We start from the raw sequence: 17,106 nt of genomic DNA on the forward strand, positions 1-17,106 counted from the left end.
CCTAGTAGATCATTCTTTTTTTGACTATCTTGGTATTTTGTAAAAATTAATGATATTAATGGAAAAAGTTTGGATTAGTAAAAATAAGTTTATGATATAATTAGGTAAATTTATAAAAAATTAAGATAATAGATGAAATATTTTGGCGAAAGTTATAAACTATAAATAAGCGTATAATTTTTTGTTTAAATAAGTTATAAGGGGAATGATTTTAATGATAAAAGGGATAAAGCTAAAAGTATTGTTGCCATTAATATCAATAAGTTTGTTTTTTATTGTGTTTATGGCAATACAATTTAACTCTACAAGTAATAATTTAAAAAAGGTACGGGAAATGAATAATAAATATTTTTATACAAGCACTAAAGCTGATGAACTAAAATTAGATGTTGTACAAGTCCAGCAATTCCTTACAGATATTAGCGCGACAAGAGGCGCAAAAGGCTTTGATGATGGTTTTGATGATGCAGAAAAATTTGCTAAGGATCTAGAAAGTGTTTTGAGTGATCTTAAAGAAAAAAATCCAGAAAGTGCAAGTGAATTAGATAATATACAAAAAAGTTTTGAACCTTATTATGAAACAGGAAAGAAAATGGCGCAAGCTTACATAGACGGTGGGCCTGAAAAAGGAAATTTATCTATGGAAGAATTTGATTCTACTTCAGAAAAGATTAATGAGGAAGTTGATAAATTTAACGAAGCAGCAGCAAAAAACATTGAAATATCTATAAGTAGTATAGAAAATGATATAAGAAATACAATAATTTTAATGGGAATATCTGTTCTAGCATTGGTAGTAATATTTGTTATAACTTGGAGATATATATCTAAAAATATTGTTACACCAATAACTACTATGCTTTCAAAACTTAATGAAATGTCTAATAATGGCGGAGATTTAACTCAAAGGATTGATTTTCATAGCAATGATGAGATTGGTGAAATGGCAAAAAGTTTTAATTTAATGCAGGAGTCTTTTAGGCAGATTATCAATGTCGTTATTAATGAATCAAGAAATGTTGAAAATAAAGTTGAAAAAACTAATGAAAATATAGGTAAGTTATCTGGATTAATCGAAAATGTTTATACTACAACAGAAGAATTATCAAGTGGTATGGAGGAGACAGCAGCGTCAACAGAAGAAATGGGTAATACTACATATTTAATTAACTCAGATATGATGGGAATTGCACAAAAGGCAAAAAGTGAAGCTGAGAATTCGAAGCTTATAAATGAGAGAGCTAATGAACTTAAAAATAAAGCTGTTAATTCTATGGAGAATGCTCAAAAGATTAATTTACAAACTCAAAGTAAATTATTAGAAGCTATTGAAAAAGCTAAAGAAGTAGAAAAGATAAAGGCCTTATCAGAAGCTATTTTAGAAATTGCCTCTCAAACAAATTTATTAGCATTAAATGCATCAATAGAGGCTCAAAGAGCAGGTGAAGCAGGCAAAGGTTTTTCAGTAGTAGCAGAAGAAATTAGAAATCTTGCAGAAGATTCTAAAAAAACTGTATCAGAAATAAGTAATATTAGTAATATCGTTATGGGAATAGTAGACAACTTAGTTTCTACTTCTCAAGATATGATAAAATTTATTAATGTTGATGTGATAAATGATTATGAGATGATTGTTAAAACAGGAGAGCAGTATAGTAAGGATGCAGCTATGGTTTATGATATGACAACAGAATTTAGCAATAAATCTAACAGTATTATGGATTCTATGCTTAGAGTTGCGGATGCAGTAAAACAAATAAATGATTCAAATACTGAATTAGCTGATGGAACTAATAATATTGCAGAAAATATGAATACTATATCTGAAAGTTCAGGAAATGTCGTTGAATTAATTAATGAAGTTAATGTAAGCACTAATAAGCTAGTTAATATGGTTAATAATTTTAAGGTATAGCTATGATTATTAAAAAGAAATAAGTGCATAAAGAAAAAACAAATGAATTTAGGCGGTTTTTAAAAACATTTCTTGATAGTAAATTGTTGTGTCATAATTAAAGTTTTCAAGGATGAATATAAGAAGGAGGAAGAGTTATGTCAAATAACGTAAAAGAGAGAAGAATAATTTTAGATTTAGCAACTACTTTAGATGGCTTTATTGAAGGGAAAAACGGAGAAGTTGATTGGTGCATTATGGACGCTGATATGGGATTCACTAATTTCTTAAATGAAATTGACACTATTTTATATGGTAGAAAGAGTTACGATTTATGGGGACAATATATTCCACAAGATGAAGATTCAGATGATGAAAAAGAAGTTTGGAAATTAATTCATAGTAAAGAGAAATACGTGTTTTCCAGAACACAAATAGCTACTAATAATCAAGCAATATTTATAAATGAAAATATTCTTGAAGAAGTAAATAAATTGAAGAATAAGCCAGGTAAAGACATTTGGCTATATGGAGGTGCAAGTCTCATTACAACCTTTATAAATTTAGGGCTTGTTGATGAATTTAGATTATCTATTCACCCTGTTATTTTGGGAGAAGGAAAACCGTTGTTTAGTGATATAAAACAGAGATTGAATTTAAAAATGGTCAACACCAGAACGTTCTCTTCTGGCGTTGTACAATTAATCTATCATTGGAATGGTAATTAATTTTTAACAGAAATCTCTGTATCAATAGCTACTCCAAGCTTAGCGGATATTATGGTATTTAATTTATTGATTGAGCTTGATAAGCTAACAATTTGTTTCTCTAAACGAATTAGCAAATAGGCAGATACCGCTACTGGAAAGCCATTATTAACAATAAGGTTAATTAACTCATTTACTTCCATAAATCCATCACCTCCTATAAGGGATATATGATATAAAACGTATTATTTCACGTTAGAAAACAAATAGTACATAAAACTAAAATATATACATTGCATAAATAATTCTTCATGATAATTCTAAAAATATTGCAAGAATTTTAGCTAAATGCCAGGGATGTAGCCTAAAATGCATTTGCGATAGAATAGATCAAGTTATTGAAGATTATGTGGAGAAAACTACAGAGATCGTAAATGATTTTAGTTTTGAATAGGTAAATGAAATATTGGTATTATAATAAAGATAACAGCTCTAAGGATTAACCTTAGAGCTGTTAGACTTTTATGCTTAATAATACAATGAAATATTATTAAGGATTTTCATTAAAATGTTTTTCTTTTTTTGAATAGCAGTAGAGTAGCACATATTTTTAAAATAGGCATATTCCTTTACAGTGTAATTTTTGTAGAATACAAAATCTATAAGTTCAACTTCCTCTTTATTTAAATTCTCAAGGGCTAATTTTAAATCCTCATAGTCGCACATCTCACATAATGAAGTTTCAGTTGAGATCTCAAGTTCTGGAAAATTATTTTCTACATCATCATGTAAGCTTAATGCATCACTACCTTCAGTAGATCTTCTGGTTCTAGTTCTTTTTATTAGATCATTCATATTATTTTTAATGGCATTAGTAGCATAGGCAACGAATCTATGCTTTTCTAAATTGTACTTGGAAACAGATTTAAAAAGTGAATGGTAACATTCCTGTATAATATCGTGAAAATTATACCTATCAATGAAAGTCCTTTTAGAAATGCTATAAATCAAAGGCCTAAATTCATAAGCTAATTTTTCTTTTGCATCTTCATCATTATTCTTACATCTGGTAACTAAAGTTTCAACATAATCAAAATCCATATAAACCTCCATCTTCAATATAAGAGTTATGAATAAAAGTAATTATTTTACATATATTGTGTTCTGTGTTAAAATTACCTCTACATATAGTATATATGGTTAAGTTACATATAACTTATATAGAAAAGTAATATTGAGAAAAAATTTTTCTTTAAACATCTCTTTTGGGACTGATGACTTCTACTATAATAAAGTTATAGTGGTGGTCTTTTTGTTCTTGATGGATTTTCACAATAAATATATATCATGTAAAGCAATAGACAATTATTTTATTATTCCAATAGAAAATAGATTTTTAAAACATAACTTAATATAGTAAGGAGGTATTAAGTTTTGATACTAGTTGAAAAGTTTTAAAAATTAAGTGTTAAGGGGGAAGTGATAAAATGAAAAGCTTACTAAGGATAGTAGTAGGGGAATGTGAATTTAATCCTAAGACAGGAAAAACTTATAACTGGATAAAAGAATTTTTATGGAAAAAAGGTTTCCCAGGAGTTACAATTAGGCGCGGTGAATTAAGTCTTGATCATAAAAGTATAATGCATTCTGTAGCAATCGAAGATATACAATTTAATGATTTAGCGATCATTATAGAAACAGTTGCTGATAATAATAAAATAGAAAGAGCTAGGCAGGATCTTATTAACAATATTCCACATGGACAAGTTAGCGTCGTTAGAGGAATGGAGGAAAAAAATATGGGATCAAACAAATATTGTGTAGTTAAAATTTACACAAAGGAAGATAATTCGTGGTTTAAAAAAGAAGAATATGAAAAGGTTTTGAGGTTTTTTCAAAAAAAGAAAGTTATTTGGGCTACTGTAACTAAAGGACTTGTTGGATATGGTAAAGATAGAGTTATTCATAAACAAAAAATATTTTCATTTAGTGAAAAAATGCCTATTGTAATAGAATGTATTGTTCCATGTGAAAATTTAAATGATTTGTTAAATGAACTCAAAAATTTAGTTGAGGATGGTGCTGTATTTGCAACTCCAATAGATTTAATTATGAATAAATAATAAAACCATTAATCTAAATATTTTCTTGAACTTAGGAGGAGTTATTTTAGCTACATCATTATGTAAGGTTATTGTAGAATATAGATTATATTAAAAACTCAAGCAATTTATTTTCATAAATACTTGAGTTTTTATATTTCTATTTATTTTATAAATAATACTATTTAATTAGCTGAGATTTTCTAAACTGTAATCATCAGATATTTTATTAACACTATAGTTTATATCAACGTTATTTTTAAAATTAGTATTAACCAAAGTGAGTTTATCTTTTCGTCCGAAATGTTCTTTAATGGATAATTTTATTGTATGCTCACCTTCATATAAATCTATATGTTGTTCTTGATCGCCGCTTGGAGGAGCTGACCATGTACATCCATCCGGATTAAATGAATTGTGGTTTAGTCTTACCTTACCACCTTTAACAGAAATTTTATAAATATTTTCTCCCTTAGGGTTTGGAAGTTCAACACTAGATTTCATGAGTTTAAATTGATTTTGTAATGTAACTTGTTTAGCTTCATTATCATAATCATCAAATTCATCTTTTCCTATATTATTATACTCATAACTATGTTTATCATGATGTTTTTGAACTGTATATGAGACCTCAATACTCCCAAATAGATTAGTGTTTACTAAAAATAGTTTATCTTTTTGTCCATAAGATTCAGTTATATTAATAGCATGAATTTCTTCGGTATCATTTTTTAATTGAACATATTTTAGCTGACCTTTAATTGGATTTGCTGACCATGTACCACCATCGGGATTAAATGAGCGATGCACTAGTCTAATACCTTTTCTGCTGCATTTAATCTTATAAATATTTAGTCCTTCTATACTAGGCAATTCTATACTTGAAATTCCAAATTTAAATTGACCCGCAAGAACTTGATTATCTTTAGGTTTTTTCTCTCCACTTTTCTTTTTTCTGTAGTAAGCAAGAGTGGATTCTTGAGGGACTTTAATTAATCTACTTTTACTTATACCAATCTTTTGAGAGGTATAAATACCTGAATGCCCAGAGAATAAATAACTTATAGCGCAAGTCATAAACATAAATTCAATACCTGCTGAGCCAAACATTTCAAGACCTAAAACAAAAGATGTTATAGGTGCATTTGTAGCTCCTGCAAATACTCCAATAAGACCTAAGGCTGCTAAAAATGATGGTGAAATATTAAGTATACTTGATAAAGTATTACCGAAAGTTGAACCTATTACAAAAAGGGGAGTAACTTCACCACCTTGAAAGCCTGTACCTAAAGTAAAAGAAGTAAATATAATTTTAAGTATAAATGCAAAAGGGTTAACATGACCAGTGAATGAATCACCAATTAATGGAATACTTAGACCAAGATAATCGCGTGTTCCTATTATATAAGTAAATGCAATTATTATAAATCCACCAATAAAGCTTTTAATAGATGTATTTTCAAAACCAGAAGTAAAAACTTCTTTTAATTTATGAGTTAGTTCACTAAATACTTTACTAATTAATCCAAATAAAATTGCAGCAATTACAATTTTTAATATCACTCCATATGTAATATCAGGAACATCTAAAATGCTGTAATGAGTATGGTGAATTCCACATATTTCTGTCATAAGATTTCCTACAAAAGCTGAAATAAAACAAGGGATTAGTCCAGCATAATTCATAGTTCCAAGAGCAGCTATTTCAAGTCCAAATATAGTACCAGCAAGTGGGGTACCAAACACAGAACCAAACCCGCTGCTTATACCACACATTAAAATAATTTTAGTATCTACTTTATCTAATTTTAATAGATTTCCAATGGCTTCTGCTATGCTTGAACCAATTTGTACACCAGTACCTTCTCTTCCTGCAGAGCCACCAAACAAGTGAGTTATAAAAGTTCCAAGAAAGACTAAAGGTGCCATACGCAAAGGAATATGATCTTCACTTGTGTTAATTTTATCTATAATCAAATTATTACCTTTGGATGAGTTTTTTCCATATTTAGAGTATAAGAAACTCACAAAGGCACCACCGATTGGTAAAAGGAATAATAACCAAGGATTATCATTTCTCAAAGTAGTAGCAATATCCAAACTTTTTAAAAAGAAAGCAGCAGCAGATCCTATCAGGGATCCTACAATTGTGCTAATTACAATCCATTTTAAAAATGAGAGGCCAAGGATAGTACTCATGTTTAAGTTTCTAATAAATAAAATAGTTTTTAAAGTTTTTGAATTACTTTTCTGCATTATATTTCTCCTTTTCTTATTATAGTTATAATTGTAAATATTACTGCATTTAGGTACGTGAAAATAAATAACAAGTCCAAAGTTGCCTTACTTGGAAAACTAAAAATGACTCCTACAAAAAAGCGGATTACCGCTATTTTGTAGGAGTCATTAGCATTACGCAGTTAAAGGCGAACTCCATCACCTAAAAATATATTAGTAATGTTATCATAATTAATTTAATTGAACAAATTGTATAGATGCTAAGAATTTAAAATAGGTTAAGCTAGTTTTGTTACTAAACGGTATCATTGCATATATCTATAATCATTGAAAAGAAGCTAAGGTAAACTTAAATCTAAATGGTTTAAGTATTGATAGTAATTTGAAAGATAAATGAAACTTCAATTATGTCTATAATGGGAAGTTGAAACGAATATGTAATGGTTTCTTTTAAATAAAGTTTTTAAACAAATCATTGTATCACCAATAATTCATTAAGTATAATTGAGCAAAAACTTTAATGTAATCGAGAACATATATTAATAAAAAAAGTTTTTTAATATTTAGAACAAATTTTGCTTACGAAAGCTAATGAAACATTGCTACAATTACGAAGCAAGTATTGTATTTGAAAAAATAAGTAATGTAAAAGGAGTGATTACAATAGATTCGAAAATTGAGATAAATAAATCAAAATCAACGGCTATGGCTATTTAATCTATGGCAGAATGCGCTATTTTGATTAGTTTGAGTAAGAAGAATGGTGAATACCTAAGGAAAATTGGAGAACAAATAAAGCTAATAATGAATCAATAAGACTGAGTTAAATTTTAACATAATTATTAGTGTTACATTTTTATGTGATCAATTATTTAGATCGGTCTAATTTATGGAGGGAACTATGAATAAAAAATATAAGTTAGAAAGTAATCAAGGAATAAATTTTATAAGTATTATTGCTATATTAGTAGCAAGTGCCTTTGTGGCAACTTTTAATGAAACTATACTTAATGTTGCATTATCTGCAATTATGAAAGACATGAATGTATCTGCTGGAACTGTTCAATGGCTTGTTACAGCTTATATGACAGTAGCAGCGGTAATGGTACCTGTTACAGCTTTTCTTATTCAGTCATTTAAAACAAGAAAATTATTTTTAAGTGCAATGGGATTATTGCTTATTGGAACAATATGTGCGGCATTTTCAAATTCTTTTGCTATGTTATTAATTTCAAGAATGATACAATCATCAGGTACAGGAATGATAATACCAATTATGATGAATACCATATTATTAGTAGCACCAAAAGAAAAACTAGGAATATCAATGGCAATATGTGTACCAGCAATTTTATTAGGCCCTGCATTTGGCCCAACAGTATCAGGAATTATATTACAATATTTTAGCTGGCATGCATTATTTATAATGTTAATACCAATTGTAGCCATACTTATGATTATAGGAACACTATTCTTAGTTAATGTAGGAGAATTAACTAAGCCTAAGATGGATTACCTATCCATTATTCTATCGACAATTGGAGTCGGAACAATAATATATGCTATAAGCAGTATAAGTGAAGGGAATATTAGGATAACTTTAATAAGCTTTATAATAGGTATTATTTGTTTGATATTATTTATAAAACGACAAAATGCTTTAAAAGAACCAATGCTAAATTTATCTCCGTTTAAATATCCCAAATTTGTAATGGGAACAATTTTAGTAATGATAGCAATGATGGTTACTTTTACTATGAGTATAATGTTACCAATGTATATGGAAGGATCTCTTGGAAAAACAAGTTCTGTAGCAGGGTTAGCATTATTACCAGCTGTAATTTGTGCTGGACTAGCAGCACCTGTAGGAGGAAAAATTTACGATAAATTTGGTGTAAAGTTTTTAATACCATTAGGAACAGGAATAGTAACTGTATTTGTATTTTCAATATCTTTATCTAAAAGTGATACATCATTAGTGCACCTAGTAATAATCTATATATGCATGAGCGTGGGAATTGGACTATTTATGTCTCCTTCTCAAACTCATGGGTTGAATCAATTGCCAAAAGAATATTATCCTCATGGAGTAGCAATAGTAAATACGCTTCAACAAGTTTCTGCTGCTATAGGGTCATCACTTTTTATTGGAATAATGTCAGCAGCTCAAATTAATGCATTAGAAGTGCACCATGCAACCAATGAAGTTGCAATAGCAACAGGATTTTCAACTGCAACATTGGTAGTTTGTGGATTTGCATTTGTGGGATTAATTTTATCTTTTTTCTTTGGGAGAAATATATCACAAGCCAAAGATAAAGAACAAGTAAGATGCACAACGAGATAAGTCCAAAAAAAGCCGATAGTCGGTTTAATACTACATCAATACTGTAATATAATAGTTGTTTATTCGTGTATATAGTCTGTAAGGAATCAAATATACGGTTATAGTATGTCATTTAAGTCACTTAGATGAAAGAAAGCGATATATGAATTGAAAAATGTATTGTCATTTGCTATTGACACGAAGAACTATATAGTAAATAAAATATAATTTCTCAATATTAATATAATTTAGTATTAAGGGAGTGTCGCAAAATGATTAAAATTCAATCATTTTGCGACACTTACTTTTTTATGTATCTGATAGTTGAATTTTCTAATTATACATTATAGTGAAAATGTTTCAGTTTCGCCGTTGATAGAATAAATAGAAGCTGTTCCTTTAGTGAAGTATAAAACAGCAAAAATCCCGTCATCAAGACTGTACATGCGTTTTAAAGATGGATATGCTTCTAGTGCAAATTCCTTTACTTCACGTCTATCATCATTTGCAACTTCTCCAGCAACACGAATCCATTGACCTTTTTTGTTCATAGTAGAGATTTCAACCTTTGGGTTTTGTAACATTTGCACGTAACACTAGGAAGCTTCGCCCTAGTATTACATTGACACTTTCTTCAGATGCTAGTTTAAGTGTAGTGACTGGATTAAAGGCTGTGACTTAAATCCCATAAACTATAGAAGACATATGGAATATAGCTTATTTTAAAGATTTTGGAGAGGTTCTGCTAAGTTTATTACATAATTTATATAGAAGTAATACATGCGCATAAAGAAAAGGGCGCCTTGGACTTGCCATCACAAGTATATAAGAAGGTTTATTGAAATGTGATGACAGGTCCACAATGTAGAAAAAATTATTTAAAATGTTTGCTATTTTATAAGGAGATGGTTGATATGATACCAATAAATCATAAAAGTTTTATAGATAATTCAATAAAACTTTTATGAGATGACTTTAGAATTGTAGGAGTTGCAACAGGAGGATCATATATTACAAATGAAATGGACGAATATTCAGATATTGATTTTATAATTGCAGTAGATTCTATATACTATGAGGAAGTAATGAATGAGAGAATTAAAATAGCAGAAAGTTTAGGTACATTATTATCAGCATTCACAGGAGAACATGTTGGAGAACCACGACTTTTAATATGCTTGTGCGGGCCAGAATTACTGCATGTTGATTTAAAATTTGTATCAATTTAAAGGTACACAATAAATTTTGGAAACTAATTATAATATTAAAGCAATGCTTTTCCAATATTAACATCAGATTTATTTAAGATAGAGAACTCTAATTCGATATATATAAGTAAGACATAATATTCTTACGAGGTGAATTAATATATGGGAGATTTATATGGTAATATGGCTCAATCAAAAGTTTTTTATAATAATAACAGATATGTAGAATATTTAGCTAAGATGCACGGAAAAGATTCATTAAATTATCTATCTTTTGAAAAGTGTAAAAAAGTTTTCATATCTGAAAAAATAGAAGGATTTATTGCATATGTGGTAGTAAAAAAGGTAGCTCTTTGTATAGGTGATCCTATATGTATCAGTAATGAAAAAAGGGGATTTATTCTTGAATTTATGGAATATTGTAAAAAAATAAAATTAAACTTTGTTTTTCTTCAATAACAAAAGAAACAAGAGATATTCTTGAAAACTTAGACTTTGCTGTTTCTAAATATGGTGAAGAAGCAGTAATTGAATTAAATGATTATGAAATGACAGGTAAAAAAACCTTAAAATTACGTCAAAAAGTTAAACGAGCAGAAAAGGCAGGATTAAAGGTAATAGAATATACACCAAGAAATAGTAGAGATATGGATTTAGAAAGTAAAATTCATGAAGTATCGACTCAATGGTTTAAGGCTAAAAAAGGACAATTGTCTTTCTCTGTTGGCGAAATGCATCTTAATAATCCAATAGATAGAAGATACTTTATTTCTTTAGATGAATCAAATGACGTTCAAGCTATTCTTATGTTTTCGCCTTATAATAAGAGGAAAGGCTATTTGTTGGATGTTATGAGAAGAAGGCTTGACTCTGTTCCTGGTGCTATGGAACATGCAATTATTACATCTGCCATGAAAATGAAAGAGGAAGGTGTAGAAGTTATAAGCCTTGGAATTGCTCCTCTAGTTGGAATAGATTCCAAAAATGAAAAAGCTACTTTACTTGAAAAATGTATGAATTATATATATATAAATGTAAAATGTGATTATGAATTTAAAAAACTATATGATTATAAGAAAAAATTTTCCCCAACTAACTGGGCTGAACGATATATTGCTTATGACAAAAGTATATCAATACTGAAACTAGGATATGTTATAATCACGGCCAAAAATGGCAACAGGATTCTAAAGAGTGTATTAGAAGGACTATGGAAAAAAATTATTAAGATTGAATATAATTTTAAGAGAGAAAATTTAATATGAACTATTTATTTGAATTTATTAATATTATAACGAATTTGGACAAGAATATATATGAAATTGTAAACATGCTTGGAGTATGGTTCTATATACTTTTATTTATAGTAATTTTTTTAGAAACAGGACTCTTTATGGCCTTGATTCTTCCAGAAGAATCTTTACTATTTGTACTAGGTAGTTTAGCTTCAGCAGGAATGACTAACATTTTTATAGTAACGTTTGCTATTATATTTGCCTCGATTATAGGTGATACCGTAAGTTATCTAATCGGACTTAAAGTTGGAAATAGAATTTTAAATTGTGAAAAAGATTATATTTTAAGTAAAAAGTACATAATAAAATCTCAAGAATTCTACAATAAAAATGGGAATAAAGCAGTTATACTTTCTAGACTTATACCTTTAGTTCGTACATTTGTCCCATTGGTTGCAGGAATGGCGAAAATGGCATATCCTAAATTTATACTACTAGATATAATTGGATCTGTACCATGGATACTAGTATATGTTTGTGGCGGATATTTTTTTGGTAATATTTCAATAGTTAAAGATAATTTTAGTTTAGTGTTAATAGGTGTAGTTTTGCTTTCTATTTTACCAGTTTTAATACCACATATGAAAAAAAGGTTAAGTAGAGGAGACACCAGTGAACATGATATTACTGTAAAGTGAAATGAACTATTTGTAAATAAATTAACTCAAATAGTTCGTTTTACTTTATAAATTTTCATTTAAATTAATAGTATTTGAAACAGTTTTATTAAACTTAGTAATATCCACTAAAAGTGAGCAGTAGAATTAAAGTGATTTGACTACTTCTATATTTTTGAAATGATATGAAAATAATAGTTTAACATATGTTACATGTTTGATTTAGAATCCTCAAAAATAATTATAATATAGGTACATTTTTAATATAAATTAATATTTATATTAAAGAAGCATTTTTATTTTGGAGGAAATATGCAAGACAAGAATCCAAAAAGTCTTTTTGGAATAGACATAAATGAGTATAGTCAAAATGTTCAATTTAATGTATTAGCGACAACAATAGACTTTTTATATTTAAGATCTTCGGGATCTGCAACTGGTAGATTTAGAGTCGATAGAAGGTTTTTGGAGTATGCAAGGACTAGTAGAAGGTTTGGAATACCAGTAGGGGCATATCATTTTGGGTTACCATCATATGATTTGACAGATGCAGATAGACAATGTGATGACTTTATAAGTATACTTCAACAGGGGTTTGGCAATAAAGACTATGGTGATTTATTTCCAGTACTAGATATTGAAGCGCCTACAGACCAATCTATTTCTACAAAAACATTAATCAATTGGATTGATAGATTTAGAAAAAGATTTGAATCAAAAACTAGACGTAGGCTCATGCTTTATACTGGAGTAAATTTCATAGAACTGTATAATAATTTCTTTATACCTGGACGTGGATATCCCTTGAAAAATATGCCGTTATGGATTGCAATGTATACAAAAATACCTGTCAATCCAGATTTTCCACCTAATGCAGGGGGATGGACTAGGTGGAGAGTATGGCAATATGCAGAAGATCAAGTCGTACAAGGGGTTGGAAATCCTCTTGATGCTAACTGGGGACCAGATAATATAGATTTATTAACTCAACCAGATGTTGTTAAGGGGTTACAAGCAAGATTTGAAGGTGGAAATATAAAAGTTTCATGGAACAGAAATAGTGATATAGATTTATTAGGTTATAATCTATTTGTGAATGGGGAATGGGTTGGTACAGTGGATGAAAAAGCCACAACATATACAATACCTTCTAGCAAAATAAAAATTTCTAAAAACTCACCTGCAGTAGTTTCAATCGAGGCTTTTGATTATGACGGAGAAACATCAAAAATACGTTCAAAAGTAAATTTGTAAGGCGAAATTTATGTCATGTTTTCAATTTTAGCAATAATATGCCTGACTTGTGCATTAATTTGAAAAGTTATGAACAAGTCAAGTATATTTATATATCCTAATAGAATTTCCCACCTAAGTAACTAAAATTGCTTGAAAGCAAATTAAATTTGTCCGAATATATAATTATATTCATTTATTTTTTTGTTTGATATTATATTCCTTAATAATTTATTTTTTGGTTCTTCTACTAATTATTATAGAGGCAATTACACTTATTACAAGAATTAGTATAATAACAGAAATAGAAATCCCTATAGATATATGATACTTAAATGATATTCCAAGCTTTATACCAGTAAATATAAGTATTAAGGCTACTCCATATTTAACATATTCGAATGTGCTGTGTAGTTTTTCTAAAAGAAAATATAAATTTCTAAGACCTAATATTGCAAAAATATTTGATGTATATACAATGAAAACATTAGTTGTTATTGCAAATATTGCAGGAATTGAATCAATAGCAAATAGTAAATCTGATCCTTCAATTAAAAATAATATTGCAAATAATGGTGTTGCATGAAGAACATTGTTTATTTTCACAAAAAACTTTTCCTCATGAAGTTCTTTAGTTACAGGTATCATTTTTTTTAGAAGTTTAATTAGTTTACTATTCTCAAATGATACATCATCTTCTTTATTAATCATCATTTTTATACCACTTATAATAAGAAGTATACCAAATATATATATAATCCATTTAAATGCATTTATAATTGCAATTCCTAATAAAACAAATATAAATCTTAGAATAATCGCACCAAAAATTCCATAAGTTAAAATTCTTTTTTGATGTTTAGCAGTAATTCCAAAGCTTGAGAAAATTAATAAAAAGAGAAAAAGATTATCGACACTAAGACTTAATTCAATAATATATCCTCCGAGAAATTCTAAAGCTCTTTCAGAACCCATGTAATACCATATGGCTAAATTAAATATAGCGGCTATAAATGTAATTAATAAAAACTTAAATAAATGTTTTCTAGTAGACATTTTTGTAGCTCCTTTCAGATAAATTTATATTTAAATTATATATATTTTTTAATATATTCGAAATTTTATGTAAAAACAATATTGATACAAGTTTGTTTTTGTATGAATTATAATGATTTTAAAAAAGTGATTAAAAAACTTGCTTATAATAATATAACAATTATGTAAGAATAAATCAATAAAAGTTTATCATGTTAAGATTTTTATAATATTGACAAGTTTTTTATTTAATAGTAATATTGTTAATAACAATACTAAAAAGACAGTGATAATCTCATTTATAGGGGGAGTAACTGCCTGTTAATTATAACAGGATTCAAAGTCGTCATTACGGAGAGATCCCGGCTTTGAAAGCAAAAAATGCTTAGTGAGACTCTATAGTTAGAAAGTGTTCTAGCTATAGAGTCCTTTTGTTACATAAATTTCTAAATTCAGAAAAGTTATCAAAACATTTTATTAATTAAGTAAAAGGAGGAAAACAAAATGAGTGGTTTAGGAAATCAAATTAAAACTTTACTTTTGATGAGTGTCCTGACGATATTAGTAGTATTAATAGGAAGAGGTATTGGAGGTCAATCAGGGATGCTGATGGCTTTGGTGCTTGCATTAGTTATGAATGGAGGAAGTTATTGGTTTAGTGATAAAATTGCACTATCTATGACTGGAGCTAAGCCATTAACAAGAAATGATAATATTGAAATTTATAATATGGTGGAAAGATTGACAGCAAATGCAGGAATACCAATGCCAAGACTTTATATTACACCTTCTACACAGCCTAATGCGTTTGCAACAGGAAGAAATCCTAAGCATTCAGCTGTTGCTGTTACACAAGGATTAGTGAATATACTAAATTATGAAGAATTAGAAGGTGTTATTGCTCATGAACTGGCACATATTAAGAATAGGGACGTGCTTATAAGTACTATTGCAGCTGTAATGGCAGGAGTAATCACAACAATGGCTAATTGGGCGCAATGGGCGTTAATGTTTGGCATGGGTAACAGTGATGAAGAAGAAGGCTCAGGATTCCTAGCAGCTTTACCATTAATTATTTTAGGACCTATTGCAGCTATGTTAGTACAGATGGCAGTATCAAGATCTAGAGAATATCTTGCTGACAGTACAGGAGCAAGGATTGCAGGACATAGCAGAGGACTCTCTAAAGCATTACTTAAGTTAGATCAGGCTTCAAGAGTGGTTCCTATGGACGTAAATCCTGCAGCAAGCCATATGTTTATAGTCAATCCTCTAAGTGCGAAAAGATTAATGAACCTATTTAGCACTCATCCAACTATAGAAGATAGAGTACGTAGACTTCAAAATTCAAATTTATAGCTGTTATACTAAAAGATACTATGAAAGATTTCTTTAACATCCATAACTAAACTGTGTAGGCAGAAAAGCAAGTAGAAACAAAATTAATTATAAAATTCATAATCTATAAAAGGTGGCAAATAATATAAATTTAATTTTGACATATTACTGTCACAAATATTAATTATTATATAAATATAAAGTTGTTAAACATTATTAACCCCTTATTAAATAAATATTAACTAGTATTGAGAATGATCTATTACACCCTAGTAGATCATTCTTTTGTATTTATAGAGCTATATGATTTATGATATATTGAACTACCAAAAAGGAAATTTTAAATAAGCCCAATTAATATTTAAGGTTCACCTTCAATGGTAAATATTATAACATTAATGTGATCTAGCTTGCCTAGTAAGACATTATTAAATTTTATGAAAATACTACACTACCATCAGTAAAGATTATAATTGAAGAAGTGTAGTTAAGTGGAGGTAAAACTTGTTGAATAACCCTATTATTTAATCTTACTAGAGCCTCAATAGTGTGGTCTGAGTCGACAACCATAACTATAGCTTTATTAGTAGATTGACCAAGTTTTATAGTTATAGGTGAATTGACAGGTAAGCCTACATCGTTTCTAGTGTGAATGCCTTGTTTCAATGTTTTAGGTAAAGGATTTTCAGTTGTTGCAAAAGAAATTAGAAATTTAGCGGAAAACTCTAAAGAGACATCAAAGAATATTGCTAATTTAGTGGAGAAAACTATGCAAGTGTTGAAGAAATTACAACATTTACTATAGAATTAGACAAGCTAGCTAAGATGAAATAAATTTATGATATTTTAGCGCCTTATTTAGCGTGATATTTACAGATACTATACTAGATATCTAACCGCTATTTAATATAGTCTCCGATATTACTCGCTATATATTAATAACGAATATACTACGCCTTTACACTAACTATTTTAACTATGTAACGGATTTATTTATAGAATTATTTAACGTTGTAATCGTCATCACGTTTACTTTTTTACTCCCTACTTATAAGGCGTAAAAAGGGGTATTTAAACAAGTGATTTAAGCGGGTAACCTTAAGGACGGCCGCT

13 protein-coding genes, 3 pseudogenes and 1 riboswitch are annotated in these 17,106 nt (G+C 28.7%); of the genes and pseudogenes, 10 read left to right on the forward strand and 6 right to left on the reverse strand.

Annotated features, from left to right (window positions below):
* Window positions 1–214 precede the first annotated feature (214 nt).
* Both L1S46_RS09765 and L1S46_RS09770 read left to right on the forward strand, forming a co-directional pair.
* Window positions 215–1,915 (forward strand): methyl-accepting chemotaxis protein, encoded by a 1,701-nt coding sequence (locus L1S46_RS09765; RefSeq protein ID WP_238899857.1) that lies wholly within the window; start codon window positions 215–217, stop codon window positions 1,913–1,915.
* A 137-nt stretch (window positions 1,916–2,052) separates the two neighbouring features.
* Entirely contained in the window at window positions 2,053–2,622 is a 570-nt protein-coding gene (locus L1S46_RS09770) for a dihydrofolate reductase family protein (protein ID WP_105412431.1), read from the forward strand.
* On the opposite strand, the gene L1S46_RS09775 is transcribed toward L1S46_RS09770, so the two are convergent.
* Together L1S46_RS09775 and L1S46_RS09780 are read right to left on the reverse strand one after the other, a co-directional pair.
* Window positions 2,619–2,804 (reverse strand): YvrJ family protein, encoded by a 186-nt coding sequence (locus tag L1S46_RS09775; protein WP_077306551.1) that lies wholly within the window; start codon window positions 2,802–2,804, stop codon window positions 2,619–2,621. The genes L1S46_RS09770 and L1S46_RS09775 overlap by 4 nt on opposite strands.
* Before the next feature lie 325 nt (window positions 2,805–3,129).
* Window positions 3,130–3,702, reverse strand: coding sequence for a sigma-70 family RNA polymerase sigma factor (locus L1S46_RS09780; RefSeq protein ID WP_039773461.1), 573 nt, complete (start codon window positions 3,700–3,702; stop codon window positions 3,130–3,132).
* A gap of 386 nt (window positions 3,703–4,088) precedes the next feature.
* Between L1S46_RS09780 and L1S46_RS09785 the strand changes: the two genes are divergently transcribed.
* Window positions 4,089–4,724 (forward strand): DUF190 domain-containing protein, encoded by a 636-nt coding sequence (locus tag L1S46_RS09785; protein ID WP_087703274.1) that lies wholly within the window; start codon window positions 4,089–4,091, stop codon window positions 4,722–4,724.
* A 924-nt stretch (window positions 4,725–5,648) separates the two neighbouring features.
* Here the strand turns inward: L1S46_RS09785 and L1S46_RS26525 are convergent.
* A pseudogene (locus tag L1S46_RS26525) lies at window positions 5,649–6,959 on the reverse strand (voltage-gated chloride channel family protein); the annotation flags it as partial.
* Between the two features lie 134 nt (window positions 6,960–7,093).
* A riboswitch (Fluoride riboswitch) is annotated at window positions 7,094–7,153 on the reverse strand.
* Window positions 7,154–7,842: 689 nt separating this feature from the next.
* Between L1S46_RS26525 and L1S46_RS09795 the strand changes: the two are divergent.
* Window positions 7,843–9,288: an MDR family MFS transporter gene (locus L1S46_RS09795; protein WP_023975129.1), complete on the forward strand. Its 1,446-nt coding sequence runs from the start codon at window positions 7,843–7,845 to the stop codon at window positions 9,286–9,288.
* A 323-nt stretch (window positions 9,289–9,611) separates the two neighbouring features.
* Here L1S46_RS09795 and L1S46_RS09800 read toward each other — a convergent pair.
* Window positions 9,612–9,863: pseudogene (locus L1S46_RS09800) on the reverse strand (NimC/NimA family protein); the annotation flags it as partial.
* A 384-nt stretch (window positions 9,864–10,247) separates the two neighbouring features.
* Here L1S46_RS09800 and L1S46_RS09805 point away from each other — a divergent pair.
* The 4 genes and pseudogenes from L1S46_RS09805 (at window position 10,248) to L1S46_RS09820 (ending at window position 13,641) form a co-directional block, all read left to right on the forward strand.
* A complete protein-coding gene (locus L1S46_RS09805) occupies window positions 10,248–10,496 on the forward strand; it encodes a nucleotidyltransferase domain-containing protein (protein WP_343217249.1) in 249 nt (82 codons plus the stop codon).
* Window positions 10,497–10,715: 219 nt separating this feature from the next.
* Window positions 10,716–11,740 (forward strand): annotated as a pseudogene (locus L1S46_RS09810) (DUF2156 domain-containing protein).
* Window positions 11,737–12,408, forward strand: a complete 672-nt coding sequence (locus L1S46_RS09815) for a VTT domain-containing protein (RefSeq protein ID WP_023975124.1) — start codon at window positions 11,737–11,739, stop codon at window positions 12,406–12,408. The pseudogene L1S46_RS09810 and the gene L1S46_RS09815 overlap by 4 nt, the downstream one beginning before the upstream one ends.
* A 291-nt stretch (window positions 12,409–12,699) precedes the next feature.
* Complete coding sequence (locus L1S46_RS09820) at window positions 12,700–13,641, forward strand: glycoside hydrolase family 25 protein (RefSeq protein ID WP_023975123.1); 942 nt, start codon at window positions 12,700–12,702, stop codon at window positions 13,639–13,641.
* A 210-nt stretch (window positions 13,642–13,851) separates the two neighbouring features.
* Here the strand turns inward: L1S46_RS09820 and L1S46_RS09825 are convergent, their stop codons facing one another.
* On the reverse strand, window positions 13,852–14,694 hold the full coding sequence (locus tag L1S46_RS09825) for a TerC/Alx family metal homeostasis membrane protein (RefSeq protein WP_338133705.1): 843 nt from the start codon (window positions 14,692–14,694) through the stop codon (window positions 13,852–13,854).
* A 465-nt stretch (window positions 14,695–15,159) separates the two neighbouring features.
* Between L1S46_RS09825 and L1S46_RS09830 the strand changes: the two genes are divergently transcribed.
* Complete coding sequence (locus L1S46_RS09830) at window positions 15,160–16,014, forward strand: zinc metalloprotease HtpX (protein WP_023975121.1); 855 nt, start codon at window positions 15,160–15,162, stop codon at window positions 16,012–16,014.
* A 414-nt stretch (window positions 16,015–16,428) separates the two neighbouring features.
* Here L1S46_RS09830 and L1S46_RS09835 read toward each other — a convergent pair whose 3' ends face one another.
* Window positions 16,429–16,659 carry a hypothetical protein gene (locus L1S46_RS09835; RefSeq protein WP_157983151.1) on the reverse strand — a complete coding sequence of 77 codons (231 nt, stop codon included), beginning with the start codon at window positions 16,657–16,659 and terminating at the stop codon, window positions 16,429–16,431.
* Between L1S46_RS09835 and L1S46_RS09840 the strand changes: the two genes are divergently transcribed.
* Window positions 16,646–16,798 carry a methyl-accepting chemotaxis protein gene (locus tag L1S46_RS09840; protein ID WP_023975120.1) on the forward strand — a complete coding sequence of 51 codons (153 nt, stop codon included), beginning with the start codon at window positions 16,646–16,648 and terminating at the stop codon, window positions 16,796–16,798. The two genes, L1S46_RS09835 and L1S46_RS09840, sit on opposite strands and share 14 nt — an antisense overlap.
* The last annotated feature ends 308 nt before the right edge of the window (window positions 16,799–17,106 follow it).

This window comes from Clostridium sp. YIM B02500 (assembly GCF_022324665.1).
GTDB lineage: Bacteria > Bacillota > Clostridia > Clostridiales > Clostridiaceae > Clostridium > Clostridium beijerinckii.

What these genes read in the sequence shown, in the direction of transcription:
- L1S46_RS09780 (WP_039773461.1), bottom strand. Translation starts at nt 3,702, where the DNA reads ATGGATTTTGATTATGTTGAAACTTTAGTTACCAGATGTAAGAATAAT.
- L1S46_RS09795 (WP_023975129.1), top strand. Translation starts at nt 7,843, where the DNA reads ATGAATAAAAAATATAAGTTAGAAAGTAATCAAGGAATAAATTTTATA.
- L1S46_RS09775 (WP_077306551.1), bottom strand. Translation starts at nt 2,804, where the DNA reads ATGGAAGTAAATGAGTTAATTAACCTTATTGTTAATAATGGCTTTCCA.
- L1S46_RS09820 (WP_023975123.1), top strand. Translation starts at nt 12,700, where the DNA reads ATGCAAGACAAGAATCCAAAAAGTCTTTTTGGAATAGACATAAATGAG.
- L1S46_RS09830 (WP_023975121.1), top strand. Translation starts at nt 15,160, where the DNA reads ATGAGTGGTTTAGGAAATCAAATTAAAACTTTACTTTTGATGAGTGTC.
- L1S46_RS09815 (WP_023975124.1), top strand. Translation starts at nt 11,737, where the DNA reads ATGAACTATTTATTTGAATTTATTAATATTATAACGAATTTGGACAAG.
- L1S46_RS09770 (WP_105412431.1), top strand. Translation starts at nt 2,053, where the DNA reads ATGTCAAATAACGTAAAAGAGAGAAGAATAATTTTAGATTTAGCAACT.
- L1S46_RS09840 (WP_023975120.1), top strand. Translation starts at nt 16,646, where the DNA reads ATGCCTTGTTTCAATGTTTTAGGTAAAGGATTTTCAGTTGTTGCAAAA.
- L1S46_RS09785 (WP_087703274.1), top strand. Translation starts at nt 4,089, where the DNA reads ATGAAAAGCTTACTAAGGATAGTAGTAGGGGAATGTGAATTTAATCCT.
- L1S46_RS09765 (WP_238899857.1), top strand. Translation starts at nt 215, where the DNA reads ATGATAAAAGGGATAAAGCTAAAAGTATTGTTGCCATTAATATCAATA.